This is a genomic window from Burkholderia sp. S-53 (genome assembly GCF_025560745.1).
Lineage (GTDB): Bacteria > Pseudomonadota > Gammaproteobacteria > Burkholderiales > Burkholderiaceae > Burkholderia > Burkholderia pyrrocinia.
Map to the genome: position 1 here is coordinate 3111350 of NZ_CP090483.1, position 13872 is coordinate 3125221.

At 68.3% G+C, this 13872-nt stretch carries 13 protein-coding genes; 9 read left to right on the forward strand and 4 right to left on the reverse strand.

Translation table 11 applies throughout. The features are described from left to right. Positions 1-146: 146 nt before the first annotated feature. Entirely contained in the window at positions 147-503 is a 357-nt protein-coding gene (locus LXM88_RS19475) for a hypothetical protein (RefSeq protein WP_412524142.1), read from the reverse strand. 174 nt (positions 504-677) lie between these two features. On the opposite strand from LXM88_RS19475, the gene glpD reads away from it, so the two are divergent. From glpD to LXM88_RS19490, 3 genes are all read left to right on the forward strand, one after another. Then, entirely contained in the window at positions 678-2201 is a 1524-nt protein-coding gene (gene glpD, locus LXM88_RS19480) for a glycerol-3-phosphate dehydrogenase (protein ID WP_262536317.1), read from the forward strand. A 105-nt stretch (positions 2202-2306) separates the two neighbouring features. Then, positions 2307-3809, forward strand: a complete 1503-nt coding sequence (gene glpK, locus LXM88_RS19485; protein WP_262536318.1) for a glycerol kinase GlpK — start codon at positions 2307-2309, stop codon at positions 3807-3809. Positions 3810-3890: 81 nt separating this feature from the next. Continuing rightward, positions 3891-4607, forward strand: coding sequence for an MIP/aquaporin family protein (locus LXM88_RS19490; RefSeq protein ID WP_047898960.1), 717 nt, complete (start codon positions 3891-3893; stop codon positions 4605-4607). A gap of 61 nt (positions 4608-4668) precedes the next feature. Here LXM88_RS19490 and LXM88_RS19495 read toward each other — a convergent pair whose 3' ends face one another. The 3 genes from LXM88_RS19495 to LXM88_RS19505 are packed head-to-tail and all read right to left on the reverse strand — an operon-like array spanning position 4669 to position 7371. Next, positions 4669-5940, reverse strand: coding sequence for an NAD(P)/FAD-dependent oxidoreductase (locus LXM88_RS19495; RefSeq protein ID WP_262536320.1), 1272 nt, complete (start codon positions 5938-5940; stop codon positions 4669-4671). 4 nt (positions 5941-5944) lie between these two features. After that, a complete protein-coding gene (locus tag LXM88_RS19500; protein WP_262536321.1) occupies positions 5945-6253 on the reverse strand; it encodes a non-heme iron oxygenase ferredoxin subunit in 309 nt (102 codons plus the stop codon). Positions 6254-6288: 35 nt separating this feature from the next. Beyond that, positions 6289-7371 (reverse strand): fatty acid desaturase family protein, encoded by a 1083-nt coding sequence (locus LXM88_RS19505; RefSeq protein WP_262536322.1) that lies wholly within the window; start codon positions 7369-7371, stop codon positions 6289-6291. 177 nt (positions 7372-7548) lie between these two features. On the opposite strand from LXM88_RS19505, the gene LXM88_RS19510 reads away from it, so the two are divergent. The 6 genes from LXM88_RS19510 (at position 7549) to LXM88_RS19535 (ending at position 13829) form a co-directional block, all read left to right on the forward strand. Further along, entirely contained in the window at positions 7549-8613 is a 1065-nt protein-coding gene (locus tag LXM88_RS19510; RefSeq protein ID WP_262536323.1) for a LacI family DNA-binding transcriptional regulator, read from the forward strand. A 136-nt stretch (positions 8614-8749) separates the two neighbouring features. Beyond that, a complete protein-coding gene (locus tag LXM88_RS19515; RefSeq protein ID WP_262536324.1) occupies positions 8750-9784 on the forward strand; it encodes a xylose isomerase in 1035 nt (344 codons plus the stop codon). A 38-nt stretch (positions 9785-9822) separates the two neighbouring features. Next, positions 9823-10650, forward strand: coding sequence for a TIM barrel protein (locus tag LXM88_RS19520; RefSeq protein WP_262536326.1), 828 nt, complete (start codon positions 9823-9825; stop codon positions 10648-10650). Positions 10651-10774: 124 nt separating this feature from the next. Further along, positions 10775-11896 (forward strand): porin, encoded by a 1122-nt coding sequence (locus tag LXM88_RS19525; protein ID WP_262536328.1) that lies wholly within the window; start codon positions 10775-10777, stop codon positions 11894-11896. A 71-nt stretch (positions 11897-11967) separates the two neighbouring features. Continuing rightward, positions 11968-12954, forward strand: coding sequence for an inositol 2-dehydrogenase (gene iolG, locus LXM88_RS19530; protein ID WP_262536330.1), 987 nt, complete (start codon positions 11968-11970; stop codon positions 12952-12954). A gap of 188 nt (positions 12955-13142) precedes the next feature. Further along, complete coding sequence (locus tag LXM88_RS19535) at positions 13143-13829, forward strand: HAD family hydrolase (RefSeq protein WP_262542881.1); 687 nt, start codon at positions 13143-13145, stop codon at positions 13827-13829. The last annotated feature ends 43 nt before the right edge of the window (positions 13830-13872 follow it).

A 13872-nucleotide genomic window follows, 5' to 3' on the forward strand; every position in this document is an offset into this window, starting at 1 on the left:
GACCTGACCACGCGGCCGGATTCCCGGCCCGCGTTGTTCGTGACTTGAGCGCGGCCGGAAATCCGGCCCGTTGTTCCTGACTTGACCGCGCGGCCGGAAGGCCGCGCGGTCGTTTCCGCTTCCCCACCCGTTCGCCGCAGCCGGCTTCAACCGCCGCGCAGCGTCGGATCGACCGCCGCCCGCCAGCTGATCGCCTGCGCGCGCGCGCCGTTGAAATAAGCGATCCAGCCGGCGCGCGTCGCCGCGTCGGGCGCCGCATAGTGCGTCGAAAGTTCGTTTACGAACGTGCAATAGTTCGCTTCGGTCAGCCCGCGATACCGTTTCGCCACGTACGCGTCATACAGCGTCGAGTAGACCGGCTGCGCGTCCGCGCCCCAGTCGCGCGCGGTGCCACCGCACGACGTCTGCAGGTCGGCGAACGACGGCGCCCGCCAGTTGCCGGCGAGCGGCGGCGTGCCGGCGCTGCACCCCGCCAGAAGGGCGGCGCATACGCCGGCCCACATCCCAATACGCATGATTCACCTCGCGAAACGGTCGATTCCGCCAGTATCGTCCGGGATCGTGCCGCGCGCTACTGGCCCCGCTTTATCGAACTTTACTTTTTCGATTTCGTTCGTTAAATTTCGAATTCGAACATTTTGTGTTCAACCATTTCCATCAGACGATAAGGACAGCAGGTGACCCAACCGAATCGCTACGATCTGCTCGTCGTCGGCGGCGGCATCAACGGCGCGGGGATCGCGCGCGATGCGGCCGGCCGCGGCCTGTCGGTCATGCTCTGCGAGCAGGACGATCTCGCGTCGCACACGTCGTCGTCCAGCACGAAGCTGATTCACGGCGGCCTGCGCTATCTCGAGTACAACGAGTTCGGGCTCGTGCGCAAGGCGCTGCAGGAGCGCGAGACGCTACTGCGCGCGGCGCCGCACATCATGTGGCCGCTGCGCTTCGTGATGCCGCACATGCCGAACCTGCGCCCGGCCTGGCTGATCCGCATCGGCCTGTTCCTCTACGATCACCTCGCGAAACGCGAACTGCTGCCCGGCTCGCGCGGCATCGACATGCGCCGCCATGCGGCCGGCGCGCCGCTGATCGACTCGATCAAGCGCGGCTTCGTGTATTCGGACGGCTGGGTCGACGACGCACGCCTCGTCGTGCTGAACGCAATGGATGCGAAGGAGCGCGGCGCCGAAATCCTGACGCGCACGAAGCTGGTATCCGCCGAACGCCGCGGCGACGAATGGGAAGCGCGGCTGCAGCACGCCGACGGTTCGATCCGCGTCGTGCATGCGCGTGCGATCGCGAACGCGGCCGGCCCGTGGGTCGGCGACGTGCTGCACGGTGCGCTCGGCCGCGGCGCGCAGCACAGCGTGCGGCTCGTGAAGGGCAGCCACATCATCACGCGCCGCCTGTTCGATCACGATCACGCGTACATCTTCCAGAACCCGGACAAGCGGATCATCTTCGCGATTCCGTACGAACACGACTTCACGCTGATCGGCACGACCGACGTCGAATACACGAACGATCCCGCGAAGGTCGCGATCGATCGCGACGAAACGCAGTACCTGTGCGATTCGATCAACCGCTACTTCAAGCGCAAGATCTCGCCGGCCGACGTGCACTGGACCTATTCGGGCGTGCGCCCGCTGCTGGAAGACGAGAACGCGGCGAACGCATCGGCCGTCACGCGCGACTACCGCCTCGAGCTGGACGACGGCGCGGGCGCGCCGCTGCTGTCGGTGTTCGGCGGCAAGATCACGACGTTCCGCAAGCTCGCGGAAGAAGCCGGCGACATGCTGTGCCGCGCGCTCGGCAGCGATGCGAAAACCTGGACGGCCGGCGTCGCGCTGCCGGGCGGCGACATCGCGAACGCGAAGTTCGACGCATTCGCCGACACGTTCGCAAAACGTCACCCGTGGCTGCCCGCCGCACTCGCCCGCCGCTACGCACGCGCCTACGGCACGCGCGCGGAGCGCGTGGTCGACGGCGCGAAGTCGCTCGCCGATCTCGGCACCGAAATCGCGCCGGGCATCTACGACGCCGAACTGCGCTACCTGCGCGACGCCGAATGGGCGACCTGCGCGCAGGACGTGCTGTGGCGCCGCTCGAAGCTCGGCCTGCACGTCACGCCGGGCACGCTCGATGCCGTGACGGCCGCGGTCGACGCATGGTTCGCCGCCGCGCACGCGCCGCACGCCTGATCCGAATGCAGTTGCAGTTGTCTTACCGACGTTGACTCACCGACGCGCCGCCCACCATGCGGCGCGCATCACAACTAAGCCAATCCACGGATGGAGATGAGAGACATGCAGGAACAGTACATCCTCGCGCTTGACCAGGGCACCACGAGTTCCCGCGCGATGCTGTTCGATCGCCAGGGCAATATCGTATCGATCGCCCAGAAGGAATTCGAACAGATCTACCCGCAACCCGGCTGGGTCGAGCACGACCCGCAGGAAATCTGGTCGACGCAAGCCGGCGTCGCTGCGGAAGCCGTCACGCGCACGGGCCTGAACGGCACGTCGATCGCGGCGATCGGCATCACCAACCAGCGCGAGACGACGATCGTCTGGGATCGCGAGACGGGCCAGCCCGTCTACAACGCGATCGTCTGGCAGGATCGCCGCACGGCCGACTTCTGCGACTCGCTGAAGCAGCAGGGCCTCGAGGCGAAGGTGCGCGCGAAGACCGGCCTGCCGATCGACTCGTACTTCTCCGCGACGAAGATCCGCTGGATCCTCGACAACGTGCCGGGCGCGCGCGACAAGGCACGCCAGGGCAAGCTCGCGTTCGGCACCGTCGACAGCTGGCTCGTGTGGAACTTCACGAAGCACGAACTGCACGTGACCGACGTGACGAACGCGTCGCGCACGATGCTGTTCAACATCCATACGCGCGAGTGGGACAGCGAGCTGCTCGAACTGCTCGACATCCCGCGCAGCATGCTGCCGGAAGTGAAGGCGTCGTCGGAAATCTACGGCTACACGAAAACGACCGTGTTCGCATCGAAGATCCCGCTCGCGGGCATCGCGGGCGACCAGCAGGCCGCCCTGTTCGGCCAGATGTGCACGACGTCGGGCATGGTGAAGAACACCTACGGCACCGGCTGCTTCCTGATGATGAACACCGGCAACAAGCCGATCGAGTCGAAGAACAACCTCGTCACGACGATCGCATGGCAGATCGGCGACGACGTGCAGTACGCGCTCGAAGGCAGCATCTTCATCGCGGGCGCGGTCGTGCAGTGGCTGCGCGACGGCGTCGGCATCATCAAGACGGCCGCGGAAATCGAAGCGCTCGCCGCGAGCGTGCCGCACACCGACGGCGTCTATCTCGTGCCCGCGTTCGCCGGCCTCGGCGCACCGCACTGGAACGCGCGGGCGCGCGGCTCGGTGTTCGGCGTCACGCGCGGCACGACGTCCGCGCACCTCGCGCGTGCGGCGCTCGATGCGATCGCCTACCAGTCGCTCGACGTGCTGGCCGCGATGGAAGCCGATTCGGGCATCAGCATCGGCGAGCTGCGCGTCGACGGCGGCGCGAGCGCGAACAACCTGCTGATGCAGTTCCAGGCCGACCTGCTCGGCGTCGACGCGGTGCGTCCGCAGATCACCGAGACGACCGCGCTCGGCGCGGCCTACCTCGCGGGCCTCGCGATCGGCTACTGGAAGAACCTCGACGAAGTGCGCGACCAGTGGCAGCTCGACCGCCGCTTCTCGCCGTCGATGCCGAAGGAGCAGGTCGAACGCTGCATGGCGGGCTGGCAGCGTGCGGTGCGCGCTGCGAAGGCGTGGGCCGACGACACCCAGTAATCGTCAGCCATCCATACGAAATACAACAACACCGGCGGACCGCGCAGCGCGCGAGTCCGCCGTGACATACGAGAGACAACCATGTCACCTTATATTGCAGAATTCATCGGCACAGCGATCCTCGTGCTGCTCGGCAACGGCGCGGTCGCAAACGTGCTGCTTGCGAAGACCAAGGGCAAGGGCGCGGACCTGATCGTGATCGTGTGGGGCTGGGCGATGGCCGTATTCGTCGCCGTCTACGTGACCGCGTCGTTCAGCGGCGCGCACCTGAACCCGATCGTCACGATCAGCCTCGCGCTCGCGGGCAAGTTCGCGTGGTCGAAAGTCGGCGGCTACATCCTCGCGCAGATGCTCGGCGGGATGGCGGGCGCACTGCTCGTGTGGCTCACGTATCGCCAGCACTTCGCGAAGGAAGCCGATGCGGACCTCAAGCTCGCGGTGTTCTGCACGGCGCCCGCGATCCGCAGCGTCCGGCACAACGTGCTGACCGAGGCGATCTGCACGTTCGTGCTGATCCTCGGCGTGCTGTATCTCGCGTCGCCGCAGGTCGGCCTCGGCGCGCTCGACGCGCTGCCCGTCGGCCTGCTCGTGCTCGGCATCGGCATCTCCCTCGGCGGCCCGACCGGCTACGCGATGAGCCCGGCGCGCGACCTCGGGCCGCGCCTCATGCATGCGCTGCTGCCGATTCCCGGCAAGCGCGACAGCGACTGGCGCTATGCATGGATTCCGGTGGTCGGCCCGCTGATCGGCGGTTCGCTCGCAGCCGTGCTCTACCTGCAACTGCACGTGCCGCACTGACGCGGCCCGTCGCATCGACAAAGCAACACAGCCCGCGTGCCGGAAGGCCGCGGGCTGTTTTTCATTGCGCGTCGCGCGTTGCCGCGTGCGCGCCGGCAGTCGGCAACAGCGACTTCAGTTTCACGTTCGCGTCGGCGACCGCCGCGGGCGCCACCGCGGCGCCGCGTTCGACCAGCGTCCTCGCCAGCTTCATCTCCTTGACGAATCCGGACGCGCGGCCGAAGCCGCTCGCCGCGACGAGCCGTCCGCCGCCATCGAAATGGAAATGGATCTCGGCGTCGCCGTCGAGCCTGCGCGCGATCGCCTGCTCGCCGAGCGCCGGCTCCCCGGCCACCTGCAACTGCGCGTCGTATTGATCGGACCAGAACCACGGCAGCTCGCGATACGGCTCATCGGCGCCGAGCATGTTGCGCGCGGCGGCGCGCGCCTGGGTTTCCGCGCCGTGCCACGTCTCCTGCCGGACCGGTCGCCCCGACAACCCGCTCGGAAACACCGCGACGTCGCCGGCCGCATAGATGCCGCGCGCCGACGTCTCGAGCCGCGCGTTCACGACGATGCCGCGATCGACCGCGAGGCCCGCGTCTCGCGCCAGTTCGTCGGCCGGTTCGATGCCGATGCCGGCCACGACCGTATCGGCGATCAGCGTGTCGCCGTCGTCGAGCACGACGGCCAGCGCGCCGCTCGGCGTCCGCTCGATCGCAACGGGTTTGCGGTTCACGCGGATCGCCACGCCCTGCTCCTCGTGAAGCGCGTGCACGCGCGCCGCGATCGACTCCGGTACCGCGCGCCCAAGCAAGCGCGGCGCGGCGTCGAGCACGGTGACGCGGCAGCCGCGCAGCCGCGCCGACGCCGCGACTTCGAGACCGATGAAACCGCCGCCGATCAGCACGATCCGTGCATCGGGCACGAGCCGCGTACCGAGCGCCGCCGCGTCGTCGAGCGTGCGCAATGCAAACACGCCGTCGAGCGCCGCGCCCGGAATCGCGAGGCGGCGCGCGCGAGCGCCGGTCGCAAGCAGCAACGCGTCGTAGCCGAACACCCGCGCGCCGGACACGTGCACTTCACGCTCGTGCGGATCGATGTGCTCGACCGTCGCGACGATCGGCTCGATGCCGTCGGCAGCCCATGCGTGCGGCTCGCGCAACCGGCACTGCGCCGCACTGCGCTCGCCCGTCAGCACGCCCTTCGACAGCGGCGGCCGCTCGTACGGCAGGTGCGCCTCCGCACCGATCAGCACGATGCGCCCGCGCCAGCCGGACTCGCGCAGCACCTGCGCCGCGCGGCCGCCCGCATGGCCCGCGCCGACGATCGCCATCACACGCTCGTTGGTCATCGCGTCACACCTCGATCAGGATCCGGCCGCCCTCGATCTTCGCGCGGTACGTGCGCAGCTTCTCGCACGCGGGCGCGGACAACGGCCGGCCGTCGCGCACGTCGAAGCGCCCGTTGTGCTTCGGGCATTCGATCACATGGTCCATCACGAGCCCGTCCGCGAGATGCACGCGCTCGTGCGTGCACAGGCCATCGCTCGCATAGACCTGGCCGTCGATCCGATAGATCGCGTACGTATGGCCTGCGTGGTCGAAACGCGCGACGTCTTCATCGTCGATGTCGTCGAGCGCGCCAGTGTCGATCCATTGCGTCATGATGCGTGTCTCCTTGAATGGTTGTTCGATGCCGGTTACGCACGCGCCGTGTCCGGCACGGGCCGCACGACGTAATGGGACGGGTCGCGCGTCTGCCGGACCAGCGCCGGCACGATCTCCGCATACGCGGCGAGCGTGCTGCGGTACGGCGGCGGCATGTCGGCCTTCACCGCTTCGTGCAGCTTCGGCAGCGCGTGGAACGGCACCATCGGAAACATGTGGTGCTCGACGTGGTAGTTCATGTTCCAGTACAGGAAGCGGAACACCGGATTCATCATCACGGTGCGGCAATTGCGCCGGTGATCGAGCACGTTCTCGGGCATGCCAGCGTGCTGCGTGAGGCCGAAATACAGGTACAGCCACGCGCCGTAGAGGCTCGGCAGCCCGATGTAGAGCAGCGGCAGGATCGTGTGCCAGTACAGCGACGCGCCGGCCGCGAGCGCGTAGACCGCCAGATGGATGCGTGACTCGCGCACCACCTTCGGCCATTCCGATGCGGGCACGTAGGTGCGCTCCTCGTCGTCGAGCCGGCCGGTCAACGCGACGGCGATCATCTTGCGCAGCTCGCCGGCCACATGCTTCAGCGCGACGACGTTCAGCACGAGCGCGAGCCAGTCGGTCGGCTTCGGCGCGGCGATTTCCGGATCGCGCCCGACGACCAGCGTGTCGGTGTGATGGCGCGCATGGCTCCAGCGCCACGCCGTCGCGCGGCGGAACACCTGGAACGACGCGACCTGGTACAGCGCGTCGTTCATCCAGCGCGTGCGAAACGCCGTGCCGTGCCCGCATTCGTGCCAGCGCGAGTCGGCCGGGCTGCAGTAGAGCGTGCCGTACACGAAGAACGCGGGAATGGCCCACGCGGAATGCGCGCGCCAGGCAAGCCACGCGAGCACGCCGCTGGCCGCGATCGCCGCGTACCAGATCAGCGTGTCGCGGATCGCACGCGCGTCGCCGCGCTGCATCAGTTGCTTCATCAGCGGCCGCGGCACCGCGCACCGGTACCACTCGGCATTGACGAGCCCCGCCGCGTGGGCTCGCTCGCCGGCGCCGCCGATCATTCGGTATTCCTGACGGCGCGCCGCCGTGCGATCGCGCGCCTGGTCGTCGGTATGAGCCACTCCTGTCTCCTGGTTTGCTTGTGCGTGGGAAGCGCGGCAAGCGCTTCTGCATGGAACCAAAATTAGGCGACCGGCCGCCCCCGCTCAATCGAAACGTTGACGAAATTTCGCCATCGCTTTAGCGTTCCCGACAGCGCCACGCACCCGATGATGGCGACCACGACGATGGAGACGACCATGGCAGGTGAATCCGGGCCGCGCTGGCGCAAGCGCACCGCGCGTTTCGACGAGATCGCGGCGCTCGCCGGCGTCAGCACGACCACCGTCGACCGCGTGCTGAACGAGCGCGGCAGCGTATCGGCGCAGGCACGCGAACGCGTGGTCGCGGCGGCGCGGCAGCTCGGCGTGCCGCGGCAGCTTCCCGACACGCGGCACGGGCTGATCCACGTCGACGTGCTGCTGCCGGACACCGACGCGCCGTTCTTCCGGCGGCTGCAGCAGGCGCTGCAGCGCTCGCTGCAGATGCTCGACCGGCGCGTGGTCGTGCACCGGACGATCCTGCCCGCCGCGGACGACGAACGCGCCGCCGCGCTGATCGAACGGCCCGCATACCGGCGCGCGGCGCTGATCGTCACCGCACGCGACACCGCCCGCGTGCGCGACGCGCTGGCCGGCGCGATCGCGCGCGGCGAGACCGTCGTCACGATGGTCACCGACATCGGCGGCGTCGACCGCGTGCACTACGCGGGCATCGACAACTACCGCGCCGGGCGCACGGCCGGCTACTACATCGGCCGCCTGGCGACACGCCCCGGCCGCGTGCTGCTGCTCGGCGGGCGCATGGGCTACCGCGCGCACGCCGACCGGATAGCCGGCTGCCGCGACCAGCTCGCCGACGCGTTCGCCGCGCTGCGCTGCGACGACGAGCCGGTCGAGACGCTCGACCAGGACGACCGCTGCTACCGCGCGGTCGCGAAGGCGCTGCAGGCGCGCGACGACGTGGTCGCGATCTACAACAGCGGCGCCGGCTCGGCCGGCATCGAAGCGGCGCTGCGCAAGGCCGGCGCGGCCGGGCGCATCGTCTGGATCGGGCACGAGATGCTCGACGAGCACCGCACCTTCATCGAAGCCGGTGCGATGGATCTCGCGATCGACCAGGATCCGGACGGACAGGCGATTTCCGCGCTGCAGCACGTGCTGCATGCGTGCGGGATCGTCGAACAGCCGCCGCCCGGCGACCCGGTCGAATTCCGCGTGTTCTGCGCGGCGAACGTGAGGACGAGCGCCTACCTGCAGCCCTGAATGGCGCCGCGCATCGCGGCGACGCGAAAAAATCGACCGCCGCATTGGCGATTTTTCGTCAACGTTTGTCATGCAGCCCGCGCGGCGCATCCGTACATTGGACAGCCATCCCCAGCACAACAACGGACAGGAGACGATGGCTGAACCGATCCTCATCGGCGTGAACCTCGACGGCGTGCTCGAACACGACGGCCTGCCGGTGCCCGCGCCCGCCGAACGCTTCCGGATGGTCGCCGGCGCCGGCGTGTTCGACTATGTCGAAAAGAACCCGGCGCGCGGCGAAGATCTGTCGCCGTATTTCGCGCTGGTCGAACGCCACGCGCTGCCGATCCGCGTGATCGGCGGCATCTGGCACGCGGGCCGTGACGAACCGCATGTCGCCGAAATCGTCGACGCCGGCGCGCGGTTCGGCAGCACGGTGCTCAACTGCCAGCTCTACGCGCATCACGCGGACGGCCATCCGCTGTCGGACCGCGAAGTCGCCGATTTCTACCTGCGTACCTACGAACGCGGCGAGCCGGTCGGCTGCCTGCCGAGCCTCGAAGTGCACGTCGACATGTGGAGCGAGGATTTCACGCGCGTCGCACGTGTCGCGCAGCATGTCGAGCAGGCCGGTGCGCCGTTCCGGATCACGCTCGATCATTCGCACCTGCTGTTCAAGATCGGCAATCGCGCCGAACTCGACGCGTCGGGCATTCGCGAATCGGCCGACAGCGGCAGCCTGATGCTCGACCCTGCGTCGCCCGAGACCTTCTACGCCGACTGGATCGCGCGCGGCTGGGTCCGGCATGCCCATGCGCGCAGCGTGATGCCGAACAACCCGGAGAATCGCTGGATGCGCCGCGCGGACGGCCGGCCCGGCCGCGGCATCCAGTACCCGTTCGTCGCGCCGGCGCCGGGTGCTTACCACGGCGATTGGCACGCGACAGCGCTCGACACGTGGAAGACCGCGCTGCACCAGTTGCTGCAGTCGCAGGTTCACGCGCGGCCGGCACGGCTCGAACAGATCAGTTGCGAGTTCATCCCGTTTCCCGACTACGGCGGCGGCGCACGCTATTCGATCTTCGACAACAACGTCGCGTGCGCGCACTGGCTGCGCGACACGTGGCACACACTCGCCGCGCCGCCTGCAAACCTGCCGGCCGGCGGCACCGCTCGCACCAGCACCTGATTCGAACCCACCCCCACTCGACGCGCAAGGACAGAACGATGACGCAAGCATTTCACTTTTCGCTGAACCGGATGAGCGCGCCGCGCCTGCCGCTCGACCGCTATGTCGCACTGTGCCGGCGCCTCGGCATCGACACGATCGAGATCCGCAACGATCTCGACGGCGTCGAGATCGCCGACGGCACGCCGGCCGCCGCCGTGCGCGCAACGGCCGAAGCCGGCGGCGTGACGATCCTGACGATCAACGCGCTGCAGCGCTTCGAGCAATGGAACGCCGAGCGTGCGGACGAAGCGACGGTGCTGGCCGACTACGCGGCGCAATGCGGCGCACGCGCGCTGGTGCTGTGCCCGACCAACAGCCGCGGCGACGCACGCGGCGCGGACGTGCGCCATGCGGATCTCGTGAAGGCGCTGAAGGCGCTCAAACCGATCCTCGAAGCGCGCGGCCTGCTCGGCTTCATCGAGCCGCTCGGCTTCGAGGAATGCGCGCTGCGCCGCAAGTCGGACGCGGTGAAAGGCATCTACGACGCGGCCGGCGAACAGGTCTTCCGGCTCGTGCACGACACGTTCCACCATCACCTGTCGGGCGAGGACATCTTCTTCCCGAACCTGACGGGCCTCGTGCACATCTCGGGCGTCGACGAAGACGACCTGCCGGTCGACCGGATGCGCGACGGTCATCGCGTGCTGGTCGGCGGCGCCGACCGGCTCGGCAACATCCGGCAGTTGCGCGAACTGCTCGCGCGCGGCTACCGCGGCGCATTCTCGTTCGAGCCGTTCGCGAACGAAATCGCCGAGGCCGACGACATCGAAGACCGGCTGCGCGCGAGCATCGACTACGTGCGCGGCGAACTGGCCACGCACTGAGCATCGCGGCGGCGCACGCCGCCGCGGCAACCGCCGCGCGTCGCGCCGCGCACAATGATGCGCACGAGCGCGATGCAGGCAAGCAGGCAATCTACAAGAAAACGACGACTGGTCTGGAGACGACATGAAACGAATCGCGCTAACCGCGCTAGGATGCTCAGGAATCCTCTGTTGTTACGGCGCTTTTGCGCAGACGTCGGTCACGCTGTACGGCGTCGCCGACGCGGGCCTCGACTACGTGAGCCAGGTGCAGACCGGTAACGGCACCACCGCGTCGCGGCTGCGCGCGCAAAGCAGCGACTGGGGCGCGAGCCGGTTCGGGCTGCTCGGCCAGGAAGACATCGGCGGCGGCTATCGCGTGATCTTCAACCTTGAATCGGGCACCAACCTGATGTCGGGCACCGCGGGCGACGGCAACGGCCGCCTGTTCAGCCGCAAGGCGCTCGTCGGCGTGCGCAACGACCGGCTCGGCACGCTGACGTTCGGCCGCAACCTGTTCATCGCGAACGACCAGTGGGACATGGACCCGCTGTTGCAGCAGGCGTATTCGGCGACCGCGCTGGTACGCAGCCGCAACGTGCCGATCACCAGCAACAACATCGAATACCGGTCGCCGTCGTGGAACGGCTTCAGCGTGCATGCGCAATACGCGCTCGGCAATCAGGCCGGTGGCTTCAATCTCGGCGCGGCGAACGAGTTCGGCCGCAGCGACGGGATCCAGCTCACGTACCGCAACGACTTCGTGATGCTGCGCGCCATGTATGACGAATTGCGCGACGCGAACGGCCGGATGAGCAACGTGTTCACGAGCTCGCGCGAAGTCTTTGCCGGCGCGAACCTCTATTGGCGCGCGCTGACCTTGCAGGCCGCGTACACGCACCTGAACGCACCCGATACGCCGGCCGGCCTCGCGCGCAATGCGGACCACTACTGGATCGGTGCGCAGTATCGCGTGACGCCCGCACTCGCCCTCGGTGGCGCCGCGTACTACGTGCACGTCGGATCGGGCGCGGGGGACGCGACGCACGATCCGTCCGGCCATGCGTCGATGTTCGCGCTCGGCACCGCATACAGCCTGTCGAAGCGCACGCTGCTCTACGCGACCGTCGCGCATGTGCGCAACGCAAGCGGCTCGAATTTCTCGGTCGCGAACAACAACCCCGGCACGGACAACGACAATCTCGCGAATCCGCTGCCGGGCCGCTCGCAGACCGGTGTGAACATCGGCATCAACCATTCGTTTTGACGTGCAACGCGGGCCGCGGCCAGTGCGTGCCGCGCCCGATCGGAAGACAACGGACTCAACAGGAGAACAGGATGATCGAATTCGCTTTGTTCGGCGCGGGAAGAATCGGCAAGATCCATGCGGCGAATCTGGCGCGCCACCCGGGCGCGAAGCTGAAGTACGTGATCGACCGGCATGCGCCTTCGGCCGACGCGCTCGCGCACGCGCACTGCGCGCAGGTCGCCGACATCGAGCGAGCGCTCGGCGACTCCGCCGTGCAGGCGGTCGTGATCGCGTCGAGCACCGACACGCATGCGGACCTGATCGTCGCGGCGGCGAACGCGGGCAAGGCCGTGTTCTGCGAGAAGCCGGTCGACCTGACCGTCGAGCGCTCGCGCGAATGCGCGGACGTCGTGCGGCGCACCGGCGTGACCTGCATGATCGGCTTCCAGCGCCGCTTCGACCCGACGTTCGCCGCGCTGAAGGCACGCGTCGAGCGCGGCGAGATCGGCGCGCCGGAGATGCTGGTCGTCACGAGCCGCGACCCGGGTGCGCCGCCCGTCGACTATATCCGCAGCTCCGGCGGCATCTTCAAGGACATGCTGATCCACGACTTCGACGTGTTCCGCTGGATCCTCGGCGACGAAGCGCAGACGCTGCACGCGACCGGCAGCTGCCTGACCGACCCGGCCGTGCTCGATGCCGGCGACATCGATTCGACCGCCGTGACGATCCGCACGCGGCGCGGGCTGCTGTGCCAGATCAACACGTCGCGCCGCGCGGCCTACGGCTACGACCAGCGCTTCGAGCTGCTCGGCAGCAACGGGATGCTGCAGGCCGGCAACGTGCGGCCGACCGAGGTCAGCGCGTGGCTGGCCGGCGGCATCGCGGCGGACGTGCCGGAGCCGTTCTTCCTCGAGCGCTACCGGCATGCGTACGCGGCCGAGATCGCGCACTTCGTCGACGCGCTGCGCGACGGCACGCCGGTCAGGACGACGATCGACGACGGGCTCGCCGCGCTCGAGCTGGCCGAGGCCGCGATGACGTCGTGGAAAACGGGGCGCGTGATCGAGGTATGACGCAAACCATGGCGGCCCGTGCAAGCGGGCCGCCATCGTCGCACGATCGGTGGCGGCACACCGGTACGACAGGCTGCGACGCCGCGACCGCATCGGGCAAATTTGCCGAAACGGCGCGCGGCAAGCGCAGGAAAGCACGTATGATGGCGAATCGATCGGCGTCGCCGATATCCCGCTTTTTCACCATCATGCTCGATCACCTCATCTGCGACTGCGACGGCGTGCTCGTCGACAGCGAAGTCATTGCCGACCGCGTGCTGCTTGAAACGCTGACCGCCACCTTCCCGCACATCGATTTCGAAGCCGCCGCGAAGTCGGCGTTCGGCCAGCAGACGTCGCGTTTCCTGTCGGGGCTCGAATCCCGTTTCGGGGTCGAGATGCCTGCCAACTTCATCGAGACCATCGAGCACAACATCGAGATCGCGCTGGCGCAATCGCTCGCGCCGATCACCGGCGTGCGCGACGCGCTGCTGAAAGTCAGCCTGCCGGCCGCCGTCGTGTCGAACAGCCGGCTCGTGCGCGTGCGCAACTCGCTGAAGCGCGCGTCGCTCACCGAGATCTTCGGCGAGCGCGTGTTCAGTTCCGAGCAGGTGTCGCGACCGAAGCCCTACCCCGACGTCTACCTGCATGCGGCGCAAACGCTCGGCGTGGCGCCGGAGCGCTGCATCGTCGTCGAGGACAGCGTGTCGGGGCTGAATGCCGCACGCGCGGCAGGGATGAAGACGATCGCATTCGTCGGTGCGAGCCACATCCCCGACAACTACGCGGACGCGCTGCGCTCGATGGGCATCACGCGGATCATGCGCAGGATGGACGAACTGCCGGCGCTCGTCGAAGCCGGCGTGCGCGGCGAATTCGGCGACGTGCAGTCCTGAACGAAGCGCGACGGCAGCGCTGGACGATCCGCCGTCGTGAACG

What these genes read in the sequence shown, in the direction of transcription:
- LXM88_RS19535 (WP_262542881.1), top strand. Translation starts at nt 13,143, where the DNA reads ATGCTCGATCACCTCATCTGCGACTGCGACGGCGTGCTCGTCGACAGC.
- LXM88_RS19510 (WP_262536323.1), top strand. Translation starts at nt 7,549, where the DNA reads ATGGCAGGTGAATCCGGGCCGCGCTGGCGCAAGCGCACCGCGCGTTTC.
- LXM88_RS19495 (WP_262536320.1), bottom strand. Translation starts at nt 5,940, where the DNA reads ATGACCAACGAGCGTGTGATGGCGATCGTCGGCGCGGGCCATGCGGGC.
- LXM88_RS19500 (WP_262536321.1), bottom strand. Translation starts at nt 6,253, where the DNA reads ATGACGCAATGGATCGACACTGGCGCGCTCGACGACATCGACGATGAA.
- glpK (WP_262536318.1), top strand. Translation starts at nt 2,307, where the DNA reads ATGCAGGAACAGTACATCCTCGCGCTTGACCAGGGCACCACGAGTTCC.
- iolG (WP_262536330.1), top strand. Translation starts at nt 11,968, where the DNA reads ATGATCGAATTCGCTTTGTTCGGCGCGGGAAGAATCGGCAAGATCCAT.
- LXM88_RS19490 (WP_047898960.1), top strand. Translation starts at nt 3,891, where the DNA reads ATGTCACCTTATATTGCAGAATTCATCGGCACAGCGATCCTCGTGCTG.
- LXM88_RS19475 (WP_412524142.1), bottom strand. Translation starts at nt 503, where the DNA reads ATGTGGGCCGGCGTATGCGCCGCCCTTCTGGCGGGGTGCAGCGCCGGC.
- LXM88_RS19515 (WP_262536324.1), top strand. Translation starts at nt 8,750, where the DNA reads ATGGCTGAACCGATCCTCATCGGCGTGAACCTCGACGGCGTGCTCGAA.
- LXM88_RS19520 (WP_262536326.1), top strand. Translation starts at nt 9,823, where the DNA reads ATGACGCAAGCATTTCACTTTTCGCTGAACCGGATGAGCGCGCCGCGC.
- LXM88_RS19525 (WP_262536328.1), top strand. Translation starts at nt 10,775, where the DNA reads ATGAAACGAATCGCGCTAACCGCGCTAGGATGCTCAGGAATCCTCTGT.